A 26,698-nucleotide genomic window follows, 5' to 3' on the forward strand; every position below is an offset into this window, starting at 1 on the left:
ATTGCATTATTTGGAATGGCGATGCTGGTGGGCTTCGAATTTTTCTTTGAATTAAATTTTGACACTGCCTTTATTCTGGCTGTGTTATCAGGTATTTTCTACTCTATCTATTTATTGGTCAGCAAAAAAGCACTCACACATATAGACGTACTCTCGTTCATGGTCGTCAGCTTGCTTGCTTCTACGGTATATTTAGCGGGGGTGTGTCTTGCGATGAACGAACCTTTTTTCGGTTTTTCTGATACGGGCTGGATGGTTCTGCTGGTTCAAGCCGTGGTCTGCCAGTTGATGGCTTGGTTATCGATCAGTTATGCCACACAACACATGCGCCCCACGCGAGTTTCATTGACTTTATTGAGTCAAGCGGTGCTGACTTCGATTTTAGCCTGGGCATTTCTGGATGAAAAAATAACCTCCAATATGATTATTGGCGGCATCGTATTACTTTTGGGAATCCGAATTACCTTTTACACAAAGACATTTTCGATCAAAAATATATTTAACAAAGCAACGAAGGATGCTTCCTTGTCAACACAAAAAACAGCATGAAAAATTTAAAAGTTATTGCTTTCGATGCAGACGACACCCTATTTATCAACGAAACTTATTTTGACGAAACGGAGAAAAAATTCTGCGCTTTGATGGAGGATTATTTATCGCACCAAGGGATTTCGCAGCAACTCTTCAAAGTAGAAATTGACAACCTAAAAATATACGGTTACGGCATAAAAGGGTATATTCTATCGATGATTGAGGCTGCAATGACCATTTCAAACAACACCATTCCGATTGAAATTATCGAAAAAATCATCCAGTACGGAAAAGAATTGCTCGAAAAACCAATTGTTTTATTGGAAGGTGTTGAAGAGACTTTGGCCGCTTTGCATGGAAAATACAAGCTAGTAGTAGCTACCAAAGGTGATTTGTTGGACCAACGAAGAAAACTACACGATTCCGGGCTAGGTCATTATTTCCATCATATTGAAGTGATGTCAGACAAACAAGAGGTTGACTACTCGGATTTGATAAGGCGACTAGAAATACAGCCCGAAGAATTTTTCATGATCGGGAATTCCCTTAAATCTGACGTTTTACCGGTTTTGGCCATCGGGGGACATGCTGTCCATATTCCTTTTCATACAACTTGGGCCCATGAAAAGATTGATCATAAGATCGAACATGTAAATTTCAGGGCTTATGAAAAAATCAGCGACGTCTTAATAAGGTTAAAATAACACGAATATTCCTATTATTTAAAATACAGAAATTAGCTTTTTGTTGTGTTTTCAGGGTCTATTTGACCTTCAAAATGATTGTTGGCAGCGTTTTACTGGTCAAATCAGGCAGAAATTCGTTCGAAATATGAATTTAATCTACTAAAAATCTGATAAATACGCATTAAAAGATCAAAAAAAGCCCTTTTTTTATAAAATATTTGATAAATGTTATATAATTGACTGTTTGAAATTTCTTATTAAAGAAATTGTCGTAATTTTGCATTAAATATTAAAAAGTAAATTATGAAAAAACTTATACTAACGTTGATTTTTGCTGCGGCATTCACAACATTAAGTGCTCAAACAGAAACTGAAAAAACTGTTGACAACAATGATTACAACAAATGGTCTGTTGAATTGGCTGGTGGATTTAACAAACCACAAAGACCAATGACTTCAGGTTATTACACTTCAACACCAAGTCCTTACGTTATTGATCTAGGGGCAAGATACATGTTTAACAACAAATTTGGTTTGAAAGGTGACTTCGGTTACAATAGTTTTGAAGGGCATAGCGATTCTAAATCTTTTGATACTAAATATTACAGAGTTGATTTACAAGCTGTAGCTAACTTGGGAAGAATCATGAATTTTGAAACTTGGACTCAATCGCTTGGCTTATTAGGTCATGCTGGTTTTGGTTTATCAATGTTAGAAAGAAAAGATCCTACTTACTTAAAAGATAGAATGGGTAATTTCATGGCTGGTGTAACTGGGCAAATCAAATTAACTGATAGAATCGCCTTAACAGGAGATTTCACAACTATTCTTAATGCAGCCCAAAATGCAACTTTTGATGGCGCAACTGCAGGAGCTTCTAGAGGATTTCAAGGAATTCTTTTTAACGGTACAGTAGGTTTAACAGTTTACTTAGGTAAAAATGCAAAACATGCTGACTGGGTTACTCTTATTGATAAAAATGTATTAGCGTTGACTGATCGAGTTAGCAATATTGAAAATAAAATGTTAGACACTGATAAAGATGGTGTAGCTGATTATTTAGATCAAGAAGCAAACACACCTGACGGTATGATGGTTGATACTAAAGGTAGATCAATTGACAAAAATAACAATAACGTTCCTGATGAAACTGAAGCTTACATCTTGGAAAATTATGGTAATAAATCAGATACTACAACAGTATACGATAACGAATTGATTAAAAGTTTAATTAATGGCGGTTATGTTGCTGTTTATTTTGATTTTGATAAATCTACACCAACTAACGTTTCTACTGAAGGTACTGACTTTATCTTAACTTACTTAAGAAACAATCCTTCTGCTTCAATTGACATCATAGGTCATGCTGATGAACTAGGAAGAACGGCTTACAACGATAAATTATCAAATGCAAGAGCTACTAACGTGAAAAACACTTTAGTTAAAGCTAATGTTGATGCTTCAAGATTGAATGTAATCGCTGCTGGTGAAGATACTTCTGTAGATAAAGAGTCGGTACTTGCTAGAAAATTAGTAAGAAGAGTTACTTTCAGAGTAAAATAATTCATACTTAGATTTTTAAGAAGCCCTAAAGGATATTTCCTTTAGGGCTTTTTTCATTTAACCCTTTTTGAGATCATATCCAAAAAAAAATATTGCTTCCTGAAATTTAAAAAAATGAATTTAAAATTTAAAACGATAACATTATTTTTGTCCAATACAAAAACCACAATATGTTGAAAACACTTTTGAACTTAGATAAATGGCCTAGAGCAGCACATTTTCATTTCTTTAGACAATTTGAAGAGCCCTTCTTTGGAGCTACCGTAGAAATTGACTGCACCTCAGCCTACGAAAATTCTAAGAAATTGGGCAGCTCTTTTTTTATATATTATCTACACAAAACTTTAATTGCCGTCAACTCTATTGAATCGTTCCGCTATAGAATTTCAGACGACAAAATCTATATAAAGGATAGAATCGACGCTTCCGCAACTATAGGGAGGCCCGACGGTACCTTTGGATTTTCGTTGATAGAATACGATCGCAGCTTTGACGTTTTTAACGCTACTGCATTGGCCGAAATTGAACGCCTACAAACCACCACAGGGATTTTTACCCGAACTTTTGAAGACGACAACGTTATTCATGTTTCAGCTATTCCTTGGTTAAATTTCACTTCGCTTTCGCATGCCAGGAGCTATACCGTTCCCGATAGCTGCCCAAAAATTTCCTTTGGTAAAATGATGGTTTCCGAAACAGGCACGAGAACGATGTCCATGTCAGTTCATGTTCATCACGGATTGATGGACGGAATGCATCTCGGACAGTTTGTAGATTGTTTTCAGGAAATTATGAATCAGTAACTTAAGATTTTTGTAACTTTACATTTAACACAAAATTCTTTGCCATGATATCACAAAATATTGAAAAAGCGTTGAATGATCAAGTCCGTATAGAAGCTGAATCTTCCCAAATCTACCTTTCGATGGCCTCTTGGGCAGAGATTAAGGGTTTGTCGGGCGTTTCAAAATTCATGTATGCCCAATCAGATGAGGAACGCACTCATATGCTTAAATTGGTGAAGTTCATAAACGAACGCGGAGGTCATGCACAAGTTTCTGAATTGAAAGCTCCAAAAACAAACTATGCAACATTCAAAGAGGTTTTTCAAGAACTTTATACGCATGAAGTTTTTGTTTCAAATGCGATAAACGAATTGGTTCACATTTCGATTGCCGAGAAGGATTACGCGACCCATAACTTTTTACAATGGTATGTAGCCGAACAAATCGAAGAAGAAGCCCAAGCTAAACATATCTTAGATAAAATAAACCTAATAGGAGACGACAAAGGGGGTTTATATCTTTTTGACAGAGACATCGAACAACTAACTTTAAACGGTTCCTTATCCAAAATTTAAATAGGAATCACCGTTTAGGGTATTTAAAATAACGCTTAATTTTTTTAAAATTGAGTAAGAAAAACAAGAATAAAGAAAAGAAGAAGGAGAAAAAGGATAAAAAAAAACTCCTTAAGAAAGATACTGTAGCAGGTAAACTCAAGTCAAAATGTTGCGAAAAATATAAAAAAGGCGAAGAGAAACGCTGTAAGAACTGCCCCAGGTTTGATTTAGGCGAAAAAAAGGAATGACTCTTTCCGCTTTATCAAAAATAAAAACCATCGACAATTGTCGATGGTTTTTTCTTATCCCGGGTATTCGGTTTATTATGACCCACTCCTTATTTCCCCAAAAGCATCACTTCATTGGCAACTACCTCGGTAACATACCTTTTTTCTCCGTTCTTATCTTCATAGCTTCTATGTGTCAATTTACCCTCGATAGCTATCTCTTTGCCTTTGGTTACGTATTTTTCTATGATTTCTGCGGTTTTGCCCCAGGCGACCACTTTGTGCCATTCGGTTTGTTCTACCTTTTCTCCTTTGTCATTTTTGTAACTGTCGTTTGTTGCGATCGTTAGATTCGCTAGTTTTCTTCCACCTTCAAAAGTTTTGATTTCTGGATCGTTCCCTACGTGTCCAATTAACTGTACTCTGTTTTTCATTGCATTCATGGCGTGTAAAATTTAAATGTTTATGTTAGATTAAAACTCGTGTCGATTCTACTTTGATTTCGACATGGCAAAGATCTGGCAGTTTCACAAATTTATTCGGTTAGTATTCAATTACTTTCGGTTGTAAATACTTGTAAACGTTTGTAAACGGCTAATAATTATACTACATTTACCCAAAATAAACACAATATGCCCAGTACAATACAATCTATTGAATTAAGAAATCTGAAAATAGAGGATTACAAAGAATTAAAAAAATCCATGGTGGAATCTTACCCAGAAATGGCGGAGTCATTTTGGCAAGAAGAACAATTAGAGATATTACTGAAAAAATTTCCCGAAGGACAACTTGTTATCGTTGTTGACGGAGTTGTCGTTGGTTCAGCACTATCCATTTTAGTGACAGAAGATTTCGCATTCAAGACTAAAACATACAAAGATATTACGGGCAATTATACTTTTTCAACTCACAACCCCGAGGGAGAGGTTATATATGGGATTGATGTTTTTATCAACCCGAAATATCGTGGCCTTCGACTAGGGAGACGTTTATATGATGTCAGAAAAGAATTGTGCGAACAATTAAACCTTAAATCAATCATTTTTGCAGGTAGAATTCCATCTTATGGAAAATACAAAGACGAAATCACACCAAAAGTCTATATCGAAAAAGTAAAGAAAAAAGAGATCTATGATCCCGTTTTATCTTTTCAATTAAGCAATGATTTCCATGAAGTTCGTGTACTTAAGAATTACTTAGTTGGCGACACTGAATCCTTGGAATATGCCGTATTGTTAGAATGGAATAACATTTACTATGAGGATAGTCCGAAGCTTATCAATGTCAAAAAAAGTGTGGTTAGGCTGGGATTAATTCAGTGGCAAATGCGATCATTATCCAATTTAAATGCCCTTTTTGACCAAGCCGAATTTTTTATAGACACAGTTTCTGGCTATGAAAGTGATTTCGCATTGTTTCCCGAGTTTTTCACGGCACCGTTGATGGCTGACTTTAATCATTTATCAGAACCCGAAGCGATTAGGGAACTGGCAAAACATACCGAAGCCGTAAAGCTGAAATTTCAAGAATTTGCCATTTCATACAACATAAATATCATCACAGGAAGCATGCCTTTTATAGAAAACGGACATGTGTATAATGTAGGTTTTTTATGCAAACGCGATGGTACAAATGAAATGTACCGCAAAATTCATATTACACCTAACGAAGTTTTTCATTGGGGAATCACTGGAGGAGATGTTATTCAAACCTTTGACACCGACTGTGGAAAGGTAGGAGTTATGATTTGTTATGATGTGGAGTTCCCAGAACTATCCAGACTAATGGCTGACGAAGGAATGAACATTCTATTTGTCCCTTTCCTAACGGACACCCAAAATGGGTATACGCGAGTGAAACATTGCGCGCAAGCAAGAGCAATTGAGAATGAATGTTATGTTGCCATCGCAGGTTGCGTAGGTAATTTGCCCAAAGTGAATAATATGGACATTCAATATGCCCAAGCAGCTGTATTTACACCTTCCGATTTTGCCTTCCCAAGTAATGGAATCAAAGCCGAAGCGACACCAAACACAGAAATGACTTTGATCGTTGATGTTGACATTAATCTTTTAAAAGAACTACACGAACATGGAAGTGTAAAAATATTGAAAGACAGAAGGCACGATTTATATAGTTTGAAAAAAATATAATAATGAAAAATTGTCTAGAATGTGAAGAAAAAATTGTGGGACGGGAGGATAAAAAATTCTGTAGCGATGGTTGTCGCAATGCCTACAACAACAAAATAAACAAAGACAACAATAATTTTATGCGCAACATCAACAATAAGTTGCGCAAAAATTATCGAATCCTACTGGAACTTAATCCCGATGGAAAGTCAAAAACTTCAAGGACAAAACTACTAAGTAAGGGTTTTGATTTTGAGTTTTTTACTAATATATTGAAAACTAAAACAGGAAATACCTACTATTTTTTGTACGACCAAGGCTATATGTTTTTGGACAATGATTTCTTTATGTTAGTCAAAAAAGATATCTAATACCACACCCCCCAAATCCCCAAAGCATGAAAAAAAGTTTTTCTTCCCTGTTTAGCATTTTATTTATCCTGATAACCTTAGGGATACTTTATTTTACGATGATGCCTCAATGGACTTCAGACGATGATGCTCCACTAAGTGAATTTTCTACCAAAAGAGCCTTGACACAAGTAAAGGCGATTGCTAAACAACCGCATTATGTAGGTTCAAGCAATCACGAGAAAGTGGCTGAATATCTTCAACAAGAACTGGATAAACTGGGATTGCAACCATCAATACAAGAAGGATATACCTTAACAGACTGGGGAAATTTAGTTAAATCAAAAAACATCTTAGCCAGAATTAAAGGGACTCAAAACACAAAAGCATTATTGTTGCTTACCCATTACGACAGCGCCCCACACTCCTCCTCTCGTGGTGCCAGCGATGCTGGTTCTGGAGTTGCAACAATCTTAGAAGGCGTACGTGCTTTTTTGCACAACAAAACACCCCATAAAAACGACATCATAATTCTGTTTTCAGATGCGGAGGAACTAGGATTAAACGGTGCCGCCTTGTTTGTTACTAAAAGCAGCTGGGCAAATGACGTGGGTTTAGCTCTGAATTTTGAAGCTAGGGGGACCTCTGGTCCGAGCTATATGCTGATGGAAACTAATAATGGAAATGCGGGCCTTGTCAAAGAATTTGCGGCAGCTAATATCACCTATCCAGTATCCAATTCATTAATGTACAGCATTTATAAAATGTTGCCAAATGACACTGATCTAACCGTATTTAGAGAACAAAAAAACATCCAAGGCTATAATTTCGCATTTATTGACGGCCATTACAATTACCATACTGCCCAAGATGACATCGAGCATCTCAATATAAATACCTTGGCTCATCAAGGCAGCTATCTAATGCCTTTATTAAATTATTTTTCGAATACAAATTTGAATGCCACGCACGCCAAAGCTGATTATGTCTATTTCACCATCCCATTTACTTTCATAACTTATTCGTTTGAATTAGTAATACCCTTTTTCATTTTTGCATTTATACTCTTTCTACTACTGGTTTTCATAGGAATCGCCAAAAGAATTCTAACGTTTTCAGAAATCATAAAAGGATTCATTCCTCTTTTGGGTTCTGTAATCACATCTGGCCTAATCACCTTTTTTGGATGGAAAGGACTATTGATGGCTTACCCGCAATACAATGATTTGCTCAATGGCTTTACTTACAATGGGCATGCGTACATTGCCGCATTTGTGTTTCTTGCATTGGCAATAACATTGTCGGTTTATAATTTATTTTCTTCAAAAAACGTAACAATAAACCATTATGTGGCTCCTTTATTTGTTTGGTTAATCATTAATGGCGCTTTAGCCATCTATTTGAAAGGGGCTGGTTTTCTAATCATCCCTGTTTATTTCGGATTGTTTATGTTTGGTTACTACATCATCACCCAAAAATCAAATAAAACACTAAATCTTGTCTTTAGTATTCCCGCTTTAATGATTATAGTTCCATTTATTCAAATGTTCCCAATAGGTTTGGGGTTAAAAGTGCTTTTTGGAAGTGCTATTTTGACCGTCTTGACGGTTGGATTGCTGTGGCCCGTTTTTGGGGCTTTCGCCAAAAAAGGAAAATGGGCACTTTTATTTTCATTAATTTCCATCGGCTTTTTTGCCAAGGCACATTTCGAATCAGGTTATGAAAAGGGAAAAGCTAAATCGAACAGCCTAGTTTATATTTATGATGCCGATACCCATAAAGCCCATTGGGTTACCTATGATAAAAATCTGGATGTTTGGACTAAAGCCTATTTGGGCGAAAACCCAAAACAAGCCACTGCATGGAAAGAGACACCTTTGTTCAGCAAATACGATTCTCAATTTACCTTTTCAGCTGAAGCAGCCGTAAAAGAATTGCCAAAACCTACCATTGAATTTCTAAGAGACAGTGTGGACGGCAATCAACGCTATTTTAAAATTAAAATCAGTCCCAACCGAAGGGTAAATCGCTACGATATTTTTGCCAACGAAAAAATAGTTCTTTCTGATTTCAAAGCAAATGGAGCAAAACAACTCGAACAGGAGGGCTCAAAAATGAATCGCAACGGAAAGAAAATCCTAAGCTACTATGTTGTCAATAACGAACCACTCGAAATGGAGTTTGCCATTGCGAAATCGGCTCTTTTTGATATGCACCTTTTGGAAAGCTCCTTTGATTTGATGTCCAACCCATTATTTAAGATGACTCCTAGAGCTCCTTGGATGATGCCAACACCTTTTGTTTTGAATGATGCTGTAGTAATCAAGGAGAGAATAAAGCCCACTCCAAAAGTGATTGAAGTTCCTACCGCAATTGTCCCACAAAAAATAGTAACAAAAGAAAGAATAACATCTCCAAAAATCACTAAGCCAGACTCAATTATTCCCCAAGGCAAGATCAAAAAAGATGCTAAAAAAATAATTGCAACCGACAGCTCAAAAGTTAATTAATTTTATTGAAATTTGTCACTGAAAAAATTAATGGACACATATAGTGCTCCCATTCAGGTTTCGAAATAAATTGGTTGCAAAATGAAACAAATTAGCATTCTTGGTTGCGGATGGCTGGGTTTTCCCCTAGCAGAAACCCTGATAGAAAAAGGATTTACCGTTTATGGTTCCACGACCTCCGAGGAGAAAATTCCTCTCTTCGAAAAATCAAGAATTCGGCCTTTCCTTATTGCAGTTGAAAGCAATAACGTAGTCGGCACAGTTGAAGATTTTTTGCGTGGAAGCGAGACCCTAATTATCGACATTCCGCCAAAATTAAGGGGAGACAGCAAAGAGGATTTTGTTGGAAAGATGGAACAATTAATCCCATATATCGAAAACTCGACAGTTGACAAAGTCCTTTTTATCAGTTCCACTTCCGTTTACGGGGAAGGGAATGATATGGTAACCGAAGAAACTGAAATAAACCCAGATTCCGAAGGCGGCAGACAATTGGCTATAGTAGAGAAACTATTGCATATGAACGGCCGTTTTAAGACCACTGTACTGCGTTTTGGCGGGTTAATTGGCGAAGACCGTAATCCAATACGTTTTTTGGCTGGTCGTGAAAATCTCAACAACCCTGATGCACCGATTAATCTGATTCATCAAGAAGACTGCATTGGAATTATCTTAAAAATCATAGAAACCGATTCCTGGAACGAAACATTCAACGCAGCTGCTCCTTTTCATCCTTCAAGAGCGCAATACTATACCCAAAAGGCTTTGGAATTAGATTTAGCTCCACCAACGTTCAACTATGGCAATACCTCTACTGGAAAAATTATTTTGAGCGATAAATTAAAAAGGGTGCTTGATTACACTTTTATAAAAACACATCTGTAAAGTGAAAACTAAAATTAAGAATGCATTTTCGGCTAAAATAAATGCAGTCGGATTGCCCGTAGTAGCCTTGTGTTTTGTGTGTTTTTTTTGGGGAACAACCTGGATCGCTTCGAAAGAAGGGGTAAGACACATGCCCGCCCTACAGCTTGCAGGAATCCGACAATTTATCGGAGGATCGCTTTATGTTGCCTTTTTCTTATTTAAAAAAGCATCTTGGCCAAAGGGAAAACAATGGAAAACAATCCTGATTTTAAGCCTACTTAATTTTGTGTTGAGTAATGGTTTGAGCACTTGGGGAGTGAAATATATCAGTAGCGGTTTAGGCGCAATCATAAATGCCGTTTTCCCATTATGGATTGTTATTATCACTTTCTTCAGAGGGGAAAAATTGGCCAGATTGGCGATATTGGGCCTAATCGTGAGTTTTGGGGGAGTTTGTGTCATTTTTTACGATCATCTAAGTGATTTGCTGCAACCTGATTTTAGATTTGGCATTTTACTGTCATTGATAGCCACGATAAGCTGGGCTTTCGGTAGTTTGTATACCAAGAAAAAGGCGGCCACATTCAACCCTTATTTTAGTCTGGGACTGCAAATGTTGATTTCGAGCACTGTTCTGTTGGCCGTTACTGGAGCAACGGGAACGGGGGTAAATATCACTTCTATTCCGGCAAACTCCTGGTGGGCAATTGCCTACTTGGTAATAATTGGTTCCGTTTTAACCTTTATTGCATTCATCTATATGCTGCAAAAGCTTCCCCCGGAAATTAACAGTATTTATGCCTATGTCAACCCAATAATAGCCGTATTGCTGGGCGCGATGATTTTTGGGGAATCCCTAACATTGGCCATTGCAATTGGCGGTGGGGTAACGCTTTTTGGACTGTACATGGTCAATCATTCGATGAGAAAAACACGAAAAATGTTACAGGAAAGCAAGTCCTAAAAAAAGTACAAACCAGATATTGTTGCATAAAAAATCCCAAGCTTTCACTTGGGATTTTTTATGCAATAATATTTTTTTCTACCAGATTTTCACTCTTTTTTCTGGCGCGATATACATTCCGTCTCCTTTTTTAATATCAAATGCCTGGTAAAAAGCATCTACATTTTGCACTGGAACGTAAGCCCTATACATTCCCGGGGAATGCGGATCCGTTTTCACTTGGTTCTTTATTGCTTCATCGCGGGATTTTGTTCTCCAAACGGTTGTCCAGGCGATGAAAAAACGCTGTTCAGGGGTGAATCCGTCAATAAGGCCCGGATTGTTGTTTTCTTTTAAATACAACTGCAAACCGTCATAGGCAGCGTTAACACCCCCTAAATCACCAATGTTTTCCCCTAGAGTGAACCTACCGTCAACGTGAACGCCAGGCAACGGTTCAAGTGCACTGTATTGATCCGCAAGCGATGTTCCCAATGCCGTGAATTGTTCCAAATCTCCCTTAGTCCACCAGTCTACCAAGTTTCCGTCTGAATTGTATCGCGCTCCGGAATCATCAAACCCATGAGAGATTTCATGCCCAATAACGGCACCGATTCCTCCATAATTAACCGCTTCATCAGCTTGGTAATTATAAAAAGGCGGTTGCAAAATAGCAGCCGGGAACACGATCTCATTATATGAAGGATTGTAATACGCATTTACCGTTTGCGGCGACATATACCATTCTGTTTTGTCCACTGGCTTATTTAGCTTGTCAATATCCTTTTGAAAATTCCATCTCGCTAGACTTTTCACGTTTTCAAAATAGCTTCCGCCTTCAGCTATACCTTTAATTTCCAATTTCGAATAATCTTTCCAGGTGTCTGGATACCCAATCTTGATTGCGATCTTATTTAGCTTTTCAATGGCTTTCGTTTTAGTCTCTGCAGACATCCACGTTAAGTTATTGATTCGGTTTTGATAGGCTAGAATAATATTCTTGATCATCTTCTCCGCTTTAGCTTTCGCTTCGGCAGGGAACATTTTCTCAACATACAACTTCCCTAATGCTTCCCCTACGGTACCGTTAACTGTTTGTAGGGCTCTTTCCTCGCGCGGTCTTTGTTTTATTGCTCCAGTCAGAGTTTTTCCGTAAAAATCAAAGTTGGCCTCATCTATTTTTGTAGATAATAAAGGAGTCGAGCCGTTGATCAAATTCCATTTCATATATTCTTTCCATACCGAAACATTATTTTCGGAAAGAATGGTTTGCAACGCCTTCATGTATTTGGGTTGGTTAACAATAACCGTATCTAATTTTGTAAAACCAATTCCTTTAAAGTAGTTATTCCAATTGATTGCCGGAGTCATCTTCTGCAGCTCTGCAACGGTCATCGGGTTGTACTGCAATCTCCCGTCTCTGCGCTGCACTCTGTCCAAACGGGGTTCAGACATTTGAATTTCCAAAGCTAAAACCTTACTGGCATTCGCTTTAGATTCCGCCGGGCTTTCCCCTATTAGCTGCAGCATTCTCGCGATATGCAACTCGTATTTTTGGCGTTTCTCTTTGGTGTCTTTTTCTTCAGAGGAATAATAGTCCTTGTCAGGCAAACCCAATCTTCCCACTCCTATACTGAGCGAGTTTTTAGAGCTGTTTTTATCATCGGCTCCAACTCCAACACCAAAAAAACCAATTCCGCCGATAGGTTCCATTTCAACCAACAATTGCTGTAGATCAGCAGTGTTTTCTATTTTCTCTATTTTAGCCAGATATGGCAGCAAAGGACCAATGCCATGTTTGTCCCTTGCAACGGTATCCAGAATGGTATTGAAAAGGTTGATTGCTTTTCCCTGATCGGTATTGGATTTATATTTTGGATTTTTCGAGGCATCTTTCAAAATTGTCAAAGCGTCTTTATCCGTTTTTTTTAGCAATTCATTAAAGCTACCCCAAGAGGTTCTATCGCTGGGGATTTCAGTTTTATCAAGCCAAGTACCGTTCACGAATCGGAAGAAATCATCGGCAGGTTTTACCTTATTATCAAAGTATGAAACATTGATTCCGGGTTCTTTGACCGCAGTTTTTTCCTGAGCTTGAGCTTCTGTAAATCCAATAATTGCAGGAATCACAAAAAGCAACTGCTTATTCAACTTTATTTTCATATTATTTACATTGTTTAGTTATTATCACCAAATCTATCGATAAAAATTTAATATATGTTAATTTTTTACTGAATTAACAGTTGTTAAAGTCAGTTTAAAAGAGCCTGCTTTTTTGTATTTTTGCAAAAAATATTTTCTATGAAGTCTATTTTAACTAAATACCGCTTGTTTCTCGGTGTTTTTTTCTTTCTGTCATCCATTATTCTATACTTATTTTATACCGCCCTAAAACCAAGTAAAACACTTCCTATATACAACCCCTCGGACGTCAACCCTGAACTGGTTGACAGTACCGTACAATACATTAGCAAATACCACACTATAGCCGATTTTTCTTTTGTGAACCAAAACGGAAAAACGATAACCCAAAAGGATTACGAAGGCAAGATTTACGTTGCTGACTTTTTCTTTACGACCTGTGGCTCCATTTGCCCAAAAATGACCACTAATTTGGTCGAAGTCCAGAAAGCGATCTTCAACAACCCAAAGGTGATGTTGCTTTCCCATACTGTCTTTCCTGAAGTCGATAACGTTTCGGTTTTGAAATCCTATGCCATTAAAAACGGGGTTGATGACAGCAAGTGGAATCTGGTTACCGGCGACAAAAAAGAAATTTATACGATGGCCAGAAAATCCTATCTGGCAGTTAAAATGGGAAAACCGAGTGAATTATACGATATGGTCCATACTGAAAACTTCGTTTTGGTAGATGCCAAAAGGAGAGTTCGCGGCTTTTATGACGGTACAAAAGAAGAGGATATCCAAAAGTTAATTGAAGACATTAATTTTTTGAGTAACGAGTAGCCGCACTTGCCGGAATTTTCGGTAGCGCCAGAATTCTGATAGAATACCTTCGGTTTTCTTCCCGTCAAATTGGTTCAAACAAGTCATAAAAGTGATAATTATCATCTGTTTTAGTATTATAATATGTACTTTTGCAATATTAATTCAATCTAAATAAGACTTGCGAACAACGATAAATTCACTAAAAAAAGGCGAGAAAGCCATTATCAAAGATTTTGATATTGACGTTATTCCATTAAAACTTCTCGAAATGGGTTGCTTGCCGGGAAATACGGTCGAGCTGCTGCAAATTGCACCTTTCGGCGACCCTTTATATTTGGATATTAACGGTTCCCATTTGGCCATTCGCATCGAGACGGCTAAAGAGATTGACGTTGAACTAATAAAAATCAAGCTTTAATGATCAACCAAAATATCAATGTCGCCTTAATCGGTAATCCAAATACGGGCAAGACTTCCGTTTTTAACCAGCTGACAGGACTGAACCAACAAGTGGGAAACTATCCCGGAATCACCGTTGAAAAAAAGATAGGTTTTTGCAAACTATCCCATAATATAAAGGCGAATATCTTAGACTTACCCGGCACCTACAGCCTAAATGCCAGTTCCATTGACGAGAATGTGGTCATCGAATTAATGCTTAATAAAAATGACAAGTTATATCCGGACGTAGCCCTTGTCGTTACTGACGTGGAGAATCTAAAACGAAATTTACTGCTCTTCACGCAAATAAAAGACCTGGAAATTCCAACCATTCTAGTCATCAATATGGCTGACCGCATGGCGCACAAGGGAATTACATTAAACATACCTTATCTGGAGGAGCATTTAAAGACAAAAATTGCCCTTATCAGCTCCCGAAAAGGTTTCGGAATCGACGAGCTAAAAAAACTGATTGTCACTTACAAATCCATTTCAAACGAACCTTGTTTGAGCGCATCAGTTATTGACCCCGAATATTTCAACAGTCTGAGAAAAGCATTTCCGAACCAGTTATTATACAAACTGTGGTTAGTTATCACCCAAGACGTAAATTTCCTGAATTTGGAACGTAAGGAGATTCAGGGTTCTTTCACCAAATCCCATTCGGATTTAAAACGTTTGCAGCAGAAGGAAACCATCAAGCGCTATCAGTTCATCAATGATGTACTGAAGGAAGGGCTCAAAGTGGACGCCACGATCGCCAAAGATTTTCGAAGCAAACTGGATCGCGTGTTAACCCATAAGATTTGGGGTTACGTGATTTTCTTTGCCATATTATTCGTTATTTTTCAATCCATTTTTGACTGGTCAAAAGTACCAATGGATTTCATTGACAGCTCTTTTGCCTCATTAAGCACCTTGGCTAACAATTCATTACCGGCAGGGGTGTTAACGAATTTAATTTCGCAGGGTATCATCCCCGGAATTGGAGGAATCTTGATTTTTATTCCACAAATTGCATTCTTATTTTTATTCATCTCCATACTTGAAGAAAGTGGTTATATGAGTAGAGTTGTTTTCTTGATGGACAAGATAATGCGTAAATTTGGTCTGTCAGGCAAAAGCGTTGTCCCACTAATTTCAGGAACGGCCTGCGCCATACCGGCGATTATGGCAACCCGAAATATCGAAAACTGGAAAGAACGATTAATTACCATTCTGGTAACGCCGTTCACTACATGCTCCGCCAGATTGCCCGTTTATGCCATCATTATAGCGCTGGTAATTCCTGACACACGCGTTTTGGGAGTTTTTAATCTTCAAGGACTAACCTTAATGCTACTGTACCTTTTGGGTTTCGGGATGGCAATTTTCTCCGCATACATACTTAATAAAATACTGAAAATAAAGGGCAAAACATTCTTTGTAGTGGAAATGCCAAACTACAAATTGCCTATGTTCAAAAATGTGGCAATTAATGTCATTGAAAAAACCAAAGCTTTCGTTTTTGGAGCCGGTAAAATCATCTTGGCAATATCAATAGTTTTATGGTTTCTGGCATCTTATGGCCCCGGTACAAAATTTAAGAACGCAGATGAAATAATACGCGCCAAAACTGCAAACAGCACGCTTTCAGCGCAAGAATTAGAGAACAAAGTGGCTTCATACAAGCTTGAGAATTCCTATATTGGCATAATGGGCAAAACCATCGAACCGGCAATCTCTCCTTTGGGATATGATTGGAAAATCGGTATAGCCGTTATCAGTTCCTTTGCCGCCAGAGAAGTATTCGTGGGTACGTTGGCGACCATTTACAGTGTCGGCGGAAGTGACAATGAAAACACTATAAAAAACAAAATGGCTGCGGAGATTAACCCCGCAACAGGGAAGAAAATATTCAACTTTGCTTCAGGAATATCCCTACTTTTATTCTATGCGTTTGCTTTGCAGTGCGCCAGTACCCTAGCCATTACCCGAAAAGAAACCAATTCTTGGAAATGGCCTGTTGGCCAACTTATTTTTATGAGTGGGTTTGCTTATATCGTGGCACTGATCGCATATCAAATTCTAAAATAAACAGTTATGCTTCAAGAAATTATAGCCTTTATTGCACTTGGAATTGCGCTTGCATTTCTGATTAGAAAGTTCTTTTTCAAAAAGAAAAAATTCGACAAAAATTGTGGCGACGACGATTGTGGTTGCCACTAAAAAAAACAAAATCATCTTTTTCTTATTTCAAGAAAAAAAGGAGATTCAGCAGCCTGCCTTTTTAATTGCCAATTCGAAAAAGGGATTGATTTAAAACACAAACAAGCAATCTCCCAATCAAAAAAACTCCCCTTTAATTTAAGTTAATTAAGTTTTATTAACTAAATTTACATAGCTCTTTTTAACGGTTAAAGACTCTAGTCCAGCTATCTGTAAATATGTTGTTGATGCAATTAGCGTCCCTCTAAAAATAATTCAAGGATTAATTTAAACATAATTTTAGGCTTATCAGCTTTACTCCTAATGCAATTAAAAAACAACCAAATTGAGATTAAATAATAGAGACAATCCATCTAACCTGAATATAAAGAGTCCGCTTTTGACTTCATTTACCATTACTTTTTAATAAATAGTCTGTTAAGAGGTCAAATGAGAATTTCATACAATTAATATGTTGCAATTGATTTAAAATCAAAAAGAACAATATCAACTGATTATGAAAAAATTTGTCTTACTACTGTTTATGCTAAACATTAGCTTGCTTTATTCCCAAAAAGCGGTCTCGGGCTATGTATTAGATAATGCTGGCGCTGGCCTTTCGGGAGCAAACATAACCGAAAAAGGAACAAGCAACAGCGTCTCTACCGATATCAATGGAGCATATAGAATTGTAGTTAAGGAAGGCGCTACCTTGGTCTTTAGCTATTATAGTTTTCCTAAGCAAGAATATGGCACCGCCGATACTATTCTAAATGTTATTTTGTCTGAGGAAGGAGGGCAAAACCCTAATGAAGTTGTAGTGACGGGAACAAGGGCCGCACCAAGAAGTAATATAACGACCGCCCTACCTGTTGACATACTGTCATTCGAAGACCTCAATTCGACCGGACAAATAACATTCGACAAAGCATTACAATACAAAATACCCTCTTTTAATACTGTCCAAACGCCTGTAAATGATGCCACCTCATTACTTGATCCTTATGAAATTCGAAATATGGGTCCCAGCAGAACATTGATTCTGGTCAACGGGAAACGCAAGAACTTAAGCGCGCTTCTATATGTTCAGACATCTCCAGGTCAAGGAGAAACTGGCGCTGACCTCTCTGCTATACCAATTGACGCCATAGAAAGTGTTGAGATTCTTCGGGATGGTGCATCAGCTCAATACGGTTCCGATGCGATAGCTGGGGTCATAAACATTATTTTGAAAAAGCGAACCGGCAACGGCACAGTTAAGCTAAAAACCGGCATTACCGCTGAGGGTGACGGTGAAATGTTCGGCGTTAGTTTGAATAATGGGTCGACAGTAGGCGAAAAAGGTTTCGTCAATTATACTTTAGATTTCTCAAAAGTGAATTTGGCAAACCGATCCGGAAAAGTAGATGCCGAAGGTGAATTCAATGACTTCATTGCAATTTCATCCAACAACCCGGCCAGTTACGTGAATGACGACAATACTCTTAACGGAACCAGCATCACGGGACTGAATCAAGCCCAAATTAATGCACTGTTTGAGGACTACAAAGGTTCCCCCGATTACAACGCAAAATTCGCTACCATAAACCAAGGAAACACCGCCGGACGAAACGCTGTTGATGCTTTTTTGGCGGAAAAACCGGATGCCGGCAATATCAATGGGTCGCCGGAAACGGCCGCCGCAAAATTTTTGTTAAATGGCGGATTAAATTTATCCCATGAAACCCAATTGTATTACAATGCCGCTTACAGCTACCGGAAAGTAAACTCTTTTGCGAATTATAGAACGCCCTATTGGAAATCAATAAAAAATCCCTTTGAGAACCCCAATATCCCAAACTGGAACACGGCAGCAGTTTATCCAACCTATCTAAAAGATTTCTTTGGTGATGGAACGGCGGCGTCCTATAAAGGGTACCACCCAACATTTACAGGAGACCTGAATGACTATAATGCCACCTTGGGTTACGAATCCATAAGGAACGGCTGGAACGCCGATGCCAGCGTAACCGTTGGCGGTAATGCCCAAACCTACACGGTAGAAAACTCACAAAACAGCTCCAACATCAAAGACCCCAATGGGGTAAATCGCTATAAAGAGAACAGCCCCATATCTTTCAAACCGGGCGGGGTTTCGTTTAATCATATTGTGGGTAACTTGGATATTTCAAAAGTACTTTCGGATAAGATAAGTTTGGGTTTCGGTTCAGAATTCAGAACCGAAACCTATGAAATTATCGAAGGGGACAAAGCTTCCTGGGACGGGGAAGGTGCCGATTCATTTTCAGGCAACAGACCGGAAGATTCAGGCAAATGGAACCGCTACAATTTGGGTGGCTATTTTGATTTGGCCTATGACTTTACAAACGATTTTTTAGTAAATGCTACGGTCCGATATGAAAATTACAGTGATTTTGGTGGTGCTACGGTCTGGAAACTAAGCTCACGATACAAATTTTATAATGATAAAATCACCCTGCGTGGATCCGTATCCACTGGATTTAGGGCACCAACCTTACACCAGATATACACCCAAAAATCACAATACACCTTCATCCCGGGGGAAGGGGTGCAAATTAGCGGCCTAATAAACAATATTTCAGTGCAGGCACGTGTTTTGGGGATTCCTAAATTAGATGCCGAAAAATCAACTAACATAACTGTAGGGCTTGGTGCCAAGCCTTTCGATGATTTTAATTTTACCGTTGATTACTACAACATCAAAGTGGAAGACAGGATCATTTTGGGGGACAATGTTGAGACCCAATTTGGTCGTGTGATCTGGTTTGAAAATTCATTCAACACCAGGACTTCGGGCATAGATGTGGTCATGAATTACGGCAATGTGGCTTTGGGGGCAGGAGAGTTCGGAATGAATTTGTCAGGAAACCTAACTTTCGAAAATAAAAGAATTTCGCCGGTGGTAAGCAACAATTTTGGGCCCACGCTCGAGGCTTTGATGTTTACGGCAAGGCCCAAAACAAAATGGATTTTGGGGGCACATTACAAAATCAGAAAATTTGATCTACTGCTCGGCAACACCTATTTTGGGAAAACAATATTCAAACAAGATGGACTGGACACGAACTTAAGGACCGAGTTTACGGCTAAAATAGTAACTGATCTGGGAATAATTTATGCCGCAACGGACAAATTCACCCTCGCATTAAACTTGAACAATTTGTTAAACGTATTGCCTGAATGGAAATTTAAGGCTGAAAATGCGGCAGGAACCGCTATATTAAATGACCCACAACAAGTTAAATCACAATTTAACCTGATTACCTTCAACGGTCGATATTCGCAGATGACTTACGAGGGGTATCATTTCAGTCAGTTGGGAACGCTATTTAGCTTATCTCTAATTTATAAATTTTAATTTGGTTAAAAATCAATTTAAGATGACGTATAACTTCATTAAAATTAAAAGACATGATACTCAAACATCAACTGTTTTATTTGATAATGCTGATTGCACTGATAGGAGGCGTTAAACTGTCAGCGCAAGAGGAAGCTGCCGGTAAGGACTATGCACTAAAAGCTGATTTTCTTTACCGTTTTGTTGACTATGTGTACTGGAAAAACTACTCCAAAGATCAAACATTTAAGATTGCAATCTTGGAACGTAGCCCTATTACCGCTTCATTACTTAAAACAACTAAAAACAAAAAAATTGAAATTAAGGAATATAAAAGTCTGAAGGAGATTGGTTCATGCCATATTCTGTTTATTCCCTACAATTGCACCGTTCCAATTGAAAAAATACTCTCTCATTTTTCCGGAAAGCCCGTATTGATAGTAACGGAGCAAAATGGGTTCGGAAAAAAAGGGGCACATATGAATTTTGTTATGATCGAAAATAAATTAAAATTTGAAGTAAATCTAAAGGCAATAAACAAAGCAGGAATTGGAATTAGCTCCTTCTTGCTGCAACATGCCATAATAATACAGTGACCAGGCAAAATTGAAATTCGCATGGGTCTGAATGCAATATTGTTTGACCCAAATTTAAGTTAGTAAATTAAACCCTATCGTCATTAAACTTCAGTGACTTTTTAGAATTGAAACGCAACAATATATGATAAATCTACGCAACATATCCATCAAAAATAAACTGGTGCTGATGCAAGTTTTTACCTCTGCATTTGTATTGGCGCTATGTATTACAGCTTTTGTATTGATAAATATTAGGGGATTCAAAGACCGAAAAGTAATCAGTTCAAACGCTATTGCACAAGTGATTGGCTTTAATAGCGCTTCGGCTCTTGAGTTTTTAGATAATGATGCTGCCGAAAAAATTCTATCGGAGCTAAAAGTGCAAAACGACATTTTAAATGCAACTATCCTTGACAAAAAAGGAAAAATCTTTGCGTCCTACACCAAACCGGGATCTGATCCTTATTATCAGTTTTCGGTTCCGGCAATGGATCAGAGTAAAATACAGTTTACCAAAGAAAATCTTTTTGTCTACAACAAAATAAAAAAAGAAAATGAGACGATCGGGTTTGTTTGCATCCGTTTTGAATTAACGGAATTAAGCAAAATAAAAATGGAGGTGCTGAGTCTTGGGGTTGTACTTCTGCTGGTCGGGATTGGTCTCGCTTTTTTAATTGCCATGATTATAAAAAAATACATTTCAAAACCCCTATCAAATCTGGTGGAGGTAACCCAAAAGATAAAAGAAACGGCCGATTATAAAATCAGAATGGATGTTGAGGGGCAAGATGAAATTAGCCTTCTTGCGAGTGAGTTTAACGATATGTTGGAAAATATTGAAAAAAGAGACAACGAAGTAGCCAAATCCAAAGAGCAACTTGACGAGCAAAATACACTTTTACAGTCTGTCATAGAAAATATGGGCGATGGATTGGTAGTTTCTGACGAAAACGGAAAATTTATCATATGGAACCCCGCTTCCGAAAAAATAATCGGACTGGGATCACTTGATATTCCACAAGAAAAATGGGCTGCTACCTACGGCGTTTTTTGGCCGGACACTAAAACCGTTATGGATACCGCTGACCTCCCATTAGTTAAAGCTTTAAATGGCGAAAATGTTGATGACATGGAATTGTTTATCCAAAACTACAAAAAAGTTGAAGGCAATTTTGTAATAATGTCAGCAAGACCGCTAATGGATTCGTCCGGAAAGATCAGTGGCGCAGTAGCTGTTTTTCATGACATTACCGAACGAAAAAACTCGGAAAACCTTATAAAAAAACTAAATGAAGACTTGGAAAAAAAGGTGGTTGAACGTACGGCTCAATTGGCGGATGCTTTGGCAACGCTTCAAACCAGTGAGGAAAAATATCGCGAAATAGTCGAAAACACAAGTGATGTTGTCCACACCACTGATTACAAAGGAACCTTTACCTATATCAATCCCGCCTGTCAAAAACTAACCGGCTACACACAAAACGAATTGATCGGCACGAATATTTCGGCACTCGTTGCTCCGGAATGGCGACAACGCGTGAGTGAATTCTATTTGAATCAATTTAAACATAAGATAGATGAGACGTTATATTCTTTTCCAATAATTACTAAATCCAGAGAACAAAAATGGATTGAGCAAACCGTCAATCAGTTGAGGGAAGGAAATCGGATAATGGGTCATAAATCGATTATGAGGGACATTACTGACCGTAAAGCTGCGGAACAAAAATTGAAAGAAAGCGAAAGTCAATTGCAAACCATATTTAACGAGGCTCCTGATGCGTTAATCGTAATAAATGATGAGGGAAATATTATCAGGTGGAATCCCAAAGCAGTAGAAATATTCGGATGGTCTGTAGGGGAAGTTCTAGGGAAATCGATGCGGGATTTGATTATTCCTGAACAACACAAAGAAAGTATTACAAAAGGTTTCCAAAATTTCCTTATAACCGGCGAAAGCCCCATCATAAATAAAACAATACAAATAACCGCCCTTAATAAAAACGGTGTGGAGTTCGATATCGAGTTTACGATCTCACCGGCGACAATCCTAGGCAAGTATATCTTTATCGCCTTTATTAAAGACATTTCGATTAGCAAAAAATTTGAAAATGAGAAAATTGAAGCAGACCGACAAGTGCGTCAAAATGAACTTAAATTAAAATTGATTTTAGAAAACATAGGAGAGGGAATTATCGTTACGGATACCCGGAAAAGAATTGTTCTGTCGAATCATATGGCGGAAGAAATAATAGGTGTCAAACAGGATACCGAAATTCCTACCACGCTTGATTGGTCTGCAAAGTATGACCTATATTACCCTGATGAAAAAACTGTTTTCCCTGTCCAAAATCTTCCTTTAGAGAAAGCGTTGAAAGGCGAGTCAAGCAACGACGTTGAAATAATAATTGAGAATTCTGAAACAAAAATGAAGAAGCGGGTGGTAATAAGCGGTAGACCCATCGTTGACGAAAATAACTACATTATTGCCGCCGTTGCAAATATAAAAGACATTACCTCATACAAGCAACTTGAGGTAGCTTTGGAAGAAAGCGAAAAGAAATACCGAAAATTGATAGGATTTAAAAGCGACGAAAAATAGAATCAGAAATTGATTTCCAAGAAATTGCTAAAGTTTATTACCGCAAAAATTTCAACCCGATTTTAACTTACTTATTTAAGATAACCTATGCGTATGTAATAATCTTTCTTTTGGATTTTAACTCCCTCTTTTGGATGAGGAATAACGTTTATGCTTTTTACGTTTTTTTTGTTTGCTGGCAAATATTGCGCGAACCACGCTGTGTTCTCTTGGCTGTTACTGTCCGAAATGGTCAGGGTTTCCTCTTTTACGAATTTGCGGTCGTGATATACGGCAACCACAACTTTTGCCTCACCAGCCCAAATGCAGTTCACTCCTGTTGGACAACGCGAATCAGAAAGAACCTCTTTCAAGACTAACGAACTCCCTTTTTTCTTTGTGCAACTTTTTGGAGTGATTTTCAGATAGCCGGTATCCAGATCGTTTTGGGCAAATAAAGAAAAGCTAAAAATTAGCATAACTGCAACAAGAATGTTTTTCATTTGATTTCGTTTTATTACTCCAAATATAGTTTGTTTTAATTTAAGTTGTCTCCACAAAAAGATTGCTGGCAATTTTATTCGAAATGGTCAAAACTATTCCGTCTACCTTAATTTTGAATGACAAATCAAAAGTTTCCTTGCCTAGCACTTCTATTTTCGATCCCAAAGCGATCTTTTGCTTGTCCAAGTATTTCAAAAATTCGGACGAAGTGTCTTTCACTCCGACGCATATTCCTTTTTGATTAGCGGACAGTTCCGAAAGCAATTGCTTTTCAATTTTAAGAATTTGCCCATCCCTACTTGGGATTGGGTCACCATGCGGGTCGGTGGTTGGGTTTCCCAGAAAGTCATCCAATTTATTGATCAGTTGTTCTGATTTTATGTGTTCCAATTGCTCGGCAATGTCATGCACCTCATCCCAGGAAAAATCTAATTTTTCCACCAAGAAAACCTCCCAAAGACGGTGCTTTCTAACAATCATTTTCGCGGCTAGTTTTCCTGCCTCGGTCAAGGAAACCCCCTGGTATTTTTTATAATTGACCAAATCCTTTTCGGCCAGTTTTTTTATCATATCCGTTACTGAGGAAGCTTTGGTTTCCATCATTTCGGCAATGGCGTTAGTGCTCACCTCGGAATGCGAAACCACTGTGATATGGTAAATGGTTTTGAGATAGTTTTCTTCTGAAAATGTCATTAAAATTAAAATTGAGGTTATCCGCTTTAGATTAAAAATTTGATGTTGGGTTGTTTAACCAATTACCGTTTTTTAATTCTTAACAACTAACAAAGGTATGGAAATTTTATGGCGTAATTTATCCACCGTAGTACCAAAAATTAAATCCCTGAACCCCGTATGACCATGAGTTCCCATGACCAAAATATCAAAATCCCCTGCATTGATAATCTCCGGTATTACCCTATTCGGGTTACCGAAACCTAATCGTGTTTCCACCTTAAATCCTTTTTCAGAAAGCATCTCCTTGTATTCTTTCAATATTTTTTCGTCTATCAAGGTTTCATGATCCTCAATGTTTTCGCCATAAACCATTGCACCCACCGATTCTTCCACATGAATTAAGGTATATCTGGCATCTATTCCGCCTAATTCAAAAGCGTTGTTTAGCGCAACCTCATCAGCACCAGAAAAATCTAATGCCACAGCAATATTCTTTTTACTGCAAATTATAGACTCAGAAAACCGCAATTTTAAGCTATGTGGCGAATGGTTTTGAATATCGATCTTCGATTTGGACACAAACGGTTTGAAAACAATGTACAACAACAGAATCAAGAAACTTAGCGCTAATGGTACTACCGTTAACCACAACACGATAGGATTTTCGGAAGTTTCGAGCCATCCGCTAATTTCATCGTAAACTAACTTACCATTTAAAATAACAATTATCGTCGCCACAACCCAAGAGGCGATTTGGGTTGCCCTGCCAATATGAAATCCATGCATTTTTGATTTATCACTCACAAAATGAATTAGTGGAATGATCGCGAAACCCAGTTGCAAACTCAAAATCACCTGACTCAAAATCAGTAATTTCCCCGTCACTCCTTCTCCAAAAATGGTAATTACGATAACTGCCGGCACAATGGCGATCAATCGCGTTATGATTCTACGCACCCAAGGTTGGATTCTTAAATTCAAGTAACCCTCCATGATAATTTGCCCTGCCAGTGTTCCCGTTATGGTAGAACTTTGTCCCGCCGCAATCAAGGCTACGGCAAATAAAATAGGCGCCCATTTGGTTCCCAAAAGCGGAGCCAAAAACTTATGCGCATCCTGAATTTCGGCCACATGATACATTCCGATTTTATAAAATGTGGCTGCCGCCAAAATTAAAATAGCAGCATTCACCAAAAAAGCCAAATTAAGCGCAATGGTAGAATCTATGAAATTGTATTTTAAAGCCTGCTTGATTCCTGCCTTGGTCCGGTCGAATTTTCTGGTTTGCACCAATGAAGAATGCAGGTATAAATTGTGAGGCATAACCGTAGCCCCAATGATACCGATGGCGATATATAAAGCCGTTTCATTTGGCATCGATGGAATCAATCCTAAAATCACTTTGTCCATTTCCGGCTGAGCAAAAATCATCTCGAAAATAAAAGAAGCTCCAATTACCATTACAAGTGCAATGATAAAAGCCTCCATTTTACGTATCCCCTTATTGATCAAAAACAGCAATAAAAAAGTGTCTAAAACCGTAATCATTACCCCTTCGATAAGCGGGATGTCGAATAACAAGTTGATACCGATTGCCATTCCTAAAACCTCAGCCAAGTCACAGGCCGCAATGGCAATCTCAGCCAAAAAGTAAAGAATGTAATTGATAAATGGCGAATAGGTTTCGCGCGAGGCTTGCGCCAAATCACGTTGGGTCACTATTCCCAACCGAGCGCTCAAACTTTGCAGCAACAAAGCCATAATGTTGCTCATCAATAATACCCAAAGTAAGGAATACCCGAATTGGCTACCACCTGCGATGTCCGTGGCCCAGTTCCCTGGGTCCATATATCCAACGCTGATTAGGTAAGCGGGACCAAAAAAGGCCAATATTTTTCGGAAAACTGATTTCTTATTTAGTGTTGAAACCGATTGGTTTACCTCTTCTAATGATTTACCCATTTTATAACTATTTGAGGCAAATATAATTATGTTTTTTTGTTATATCAAATATAATTTTTAGCTTTGCCTAAATTTATATTTAAACACAATCTAAAATAACATTTTGAAAAATCTAATTTTATCCATTTTCTTAGTAACGACAAGCCTTTCATTTGCTCAAGCGAGTCTAAAAGGAAGTGTCACTGCCGATGGAATGCCATTGCAACAAGTCAATATTGTCCTGAAAAAAACCGACAAAACAACCATTAGTGATGAAAATGGGAATTATTTTATAAAAAACATCGCTCCCGGCAACTATGATATTGTGGC

General features: G+C 38.0%; 24 protein-coding genes. 19 read left to right on the forward strand and 5 right to left on the reverse strand.

Going from position 1 to position 26,698, the window contains the following annotated elements:
- From VIH09_RS01350 to VIH09_RS01375, 6 genes are all read left to right on the forward strand, one after another.
- Positions 1-549, forward strand: a 549-nt coding sequence (locus VIH09_RS01350) for a DMT family transporter (RefSeq protein WP_331577094.1), incomplete at its 5' end; no start/stop codon positions are given.
- Positions 546-1,235, forward strand: a complete 690-nt coding sequence (locus VIH09_RS01355; protein ID WP_331577096.1) for an HAD family hydrolase — start codon at positions 546-548, stop codon at positions 1,233-1,235. The genes VIH09_RS01350 and VIH09_RS01355, both read left to right, overlap by 4 nt.
- 285 nt (positions 1,236-1,520) lie before the next feature.
- The gene (locus VIH09_RS01360) at positions 1,521-2,780 is read left to right on the forward strand and encodes an OmpA family protein (protein ID WP_331577098.1); all 1,260 of its coding nucleotides are present in this window, start codon (positions 1,521-1,523) and stop codon (positions 2,778-2,780) included.
- Between the two features lie 173 nt (positions 2,781-2,953).
- Positions 2,954-3,583, forward strand: coding sequence for a chloramphenicol acetyltransferase (locus tag VIH09_RS01365; RefSeq protein ID WP_331577140.1), 630 nt, complete (start codon positions 2,954-2,956; stop codon positions 3,581-3,583).
- A 44-nt stretch (positions 3,584-3,627) separates the two neighbouring features.
- On the forward strand, positions 3,628-4,140 hold the full coding sequence (locus tag VIH09_RS01370) for a ferritin (RefSeq protein WP_331577100.1): 513 nt from the start codon (positions 3,628-3,630) through the stop codon (positions 4,138-4,140).
- A gap of 50 nt (positions 4,141-4,190) precedes the next feature.
- On the forward strand, positions 4,191-4,370 hold the full coding sequence (locus VIH09_RS01375) for a hypothetical protein (protein ID WP_331577102.1): 180 nt from the start codon (positions 4,191-4,193) through the stop codon (positions 4,368-4,370).
- 89 nt (positions 4,371-4,459) lie between these two features.
- On the opposite strand, the gene VIH09_RS01380 is transcribed toward VIH09_RS01375, so the two are convergent.
- Positions 4,460-4,792: a single-stranded DNA-binding protein gene (locus VIH09_RS01380; RefSeq protein WP_331577104.1), complete on the reverse strand. Its 333-nt coding sequence runs from the start codon at positions 4,790-4,792 to the stop codon at positions 4,460-4,462.
- A gap of 189 nt (positions 4,793-4,981) precedes the next feature.
- Between VIH09_RS01380 and VIH09_RS01385 the strand changes: the two genes are divergently transcribed.
- The 5 genes from VIH09_RS01385 (at position 4,982) to VIH09_RS01405 (ending at position 11,175) form a co-directional block, all read left to right on the forward strand.
- Positions 4,982-6,505 (forward strand): carbon-nitrogen hydrolase family protein, encoded by a 1,524-nt coding sequence (locus tag VIH09_RS01385; RefSeq protein WP_331577106.1) that lies wholly within the window; start codon positions 4,982-4,984, stop codon positions 6,503-6,505.
- 2 nt (positions 6,506-6,507) lie between these two features.
- The gene (locus VIH09_RS01390) at positions 6,508-6,855 is read left to right on the forward strand and encodes a hypothetical protein (RefSeq protein ID WP_331577108.1); all 348 of its coding nucleotides are present in this window, start codon (positions 6,508-6,510) and stop codon (positions 6,853-6,855) included.
- 26 nt (positions 6,856-6,881) lie between these two features.
- Positions 6,882-9,344 carry a M28 family peptidase gene (locus VIH09_RS01395; protein ID WP_331577110.1) on the forward strand — a complete coding sequence of 821 codons (2,463 nt, stop codon included), beginning with the start codon at positions 6,882-6,884 and terminating at the stop codon, positions 9,342-9,344.
- 81 nt (positions 9,345-9,425) lie between these two features.
- Positions 9,426-10,229 carry an SDR family NAD(P)-dependent oxidoreductase gene (locus tag VIH09_RS01400; protein WP_331577112.1) on the forward strand — a complete coding sequence of 268 codons (804 nt, stop codon included), beginning with the start codon at positions 9,426-9,428 and terminating at the stop codon, positions 10,227-10,229.
- 1 nt (position 10,230) lies between these two features.
- A complete protein-coding gene (locus tag VIH09_RS01405) occupies positions 10,231-11,175 on the forward strand; it encodes a DMT family transporter (RefSeq protein ID WP_331577114.1) in 945 nt (314 codons plus the stop codon).
- 78 nt (positions 11,176-11,253) lie between these two features.
- Here the strand turns inward: VIH09_RS01405 and VIH09_RS01410 are convergent, their stop codons facing one another.
- A complete protein-coding gene (locus VIH09_RS01410; RefSeq protein WP_331577116.1) occupies positions 11,254-13,317 on the reverse strand; it encodes a M13 family metallopeptidase in 2,064 nt (687 codons plus the stop codon).
- 138 nt (positions 13,318-13,455) lie between these two features.
- On the opposite strand from VIH09_RS01410, the gene VIH09_RS01415 reads away from it, so the two are divergent.
- The 7 genes from VIH09_RS01415 (at position 13,456) to VIH09_RS01445 (ending at position 23,269) form a co-directional block, all read left to right on the forward strand.
- A complete protein-coding gene (locus VIH09_RS01415; RefSeq protein WP_331577118.1) occupies positions 13,456-14,121 on the forward strand; it encodes an SCO family protein in 666 nt (221 codons plus the stop codon).
- Between the two features lie 160 nt (positions 14,122-14,281).
- A complete protein-coding gene (locus VIH09_RS01420) occupies positions 14,282-14,521 on the forward strand; it encodes a FeoA family protein (RefSeq protein ID WP_331577120.1) in 240 nt (79 codons plus the stop codon).
- Entirely contained in the window at positions 14,521-16,620 is a 2,100-nt protein-coding gene (feoB, locus tag VIH09_RS01425) for a ferrous iron transport protein B (protein WP_331577122.1), read from the forward strand. The genes VIH09_RS01420 and feoB overlap by 1 nt, the downstream gene beginning before the upstream one ends.
- A gap of 6 nt (positions 16,621-16,626) precedes the next feature.
- Positions 16,627-16,752: a FeoB-associated Cys-rich membrane protein gene (locus VIH09_RS01430; RefSeq protein ID WP_331577124.1), complete on the forward strand. Its 126-nt coding sequence runs from the start codon at positions 16,627-16,629 to the stop codon at positions 16,750-16,752.
- 496 nt (positions 16,753-17,248) lie between these two features.
- Complete coding sequence (locus VIH09_RS01435; protein WP_331577126.1) at positions 17,249-20,110, forward strand: TonB-dependent receptor; 2,862 nt, start codon at positions 17,249-17,251, stop codon at positions 20,108-20,110.
- Positions 20,111-20,163: 53 nt separating this feature from the next.
- Complete coding sequence (locus VIH09_RS01440) at positions 20,164-20,685, forward strand: YfiR family protein (RefSeq protein WP_331577128.1); 522 nt, start codon at positions 20,164-20,166, stop codon at positions 20,683-20,685.
- A gap of 124 nt (positions 20,686-20,809) precedes the next feature.
- A complete protein-coding gene (locus VIH09_RS01445) occupies positions 20,810-23,269 on the forward strand; it encodes a PAS domain S-box protein (protein WP_331577130.1) in 2,460 nt (819 codons plus the stop codon).
- Between the two features lie 71 nt (positions 23,270-23,340).
- Here the strand turns inward: VIH09_RS01445 and VIH09_RS01450 are convergent, their stop codons facing one another.
- The 3 genes from VIH09_RS01450 to VIH09_RS01460 all read right to left on the reverse strand — a co-directional run bounded on the left by VIH09_RS01450 (position 23,341) and on the right by VIH09_RS01460 (position 26,389).
- Entirely contained in the window at positions 23,341-23,751 is a 411-nt protein-coding gene (locus VIH09_RS01450; protein ID WP_331577132.1) for a hypothetical protein, read from the reverse strand.
- A gap of 40 nt (positions 23,752-23,791) precedes the next feature.
- Positions 23,792-24,445 carry a metal-dependent transcriptional regulator gene (locus VIH09_RS01455; RefSeq protein ID WP_331577134.1) on the reverse strand — a complete coding sequence of 218 codons (654 nt, stop codon included), beginning with the start codon at positions 24,443-24,445 and terminating at the stop codon, positions 23,792-23,794.
- Between the two features lie 72 nt (positions 24,446-24,517).
- Positions 24,518-26,389, reverse strand: coding sequence for an Nramp family divalent metal transporter (locus VIH09_RS01460; protein WP_331577136.1), 1,872 nt, complete (start codon positions 26,387-26,389; stop codon positions 24,518-24,520).
- Between the two features lie 103 nt (positions 26,390-26,492).
- Here VIH09_RS01460 and VIH09_RS01465 point away from each other — a divergent pair.
- On the forward strand, positions 26,493-26,698 hold a 206-nt coding region (locus tag VIH09_RS01465; RefSeq protein ID WP_331577138.1), incomplete at its 3' end, for a carboxypeptidase-like regulatory domain-containing protein.

The organism is Flavobacterium sp., assembly GCF_036515215.1.
Taxonomy (GTDB): Bacteria; Bacteroidota; Bacteroidia; order Flavobacteriales; family Flavobacteriaceae; genus Flavobacterium.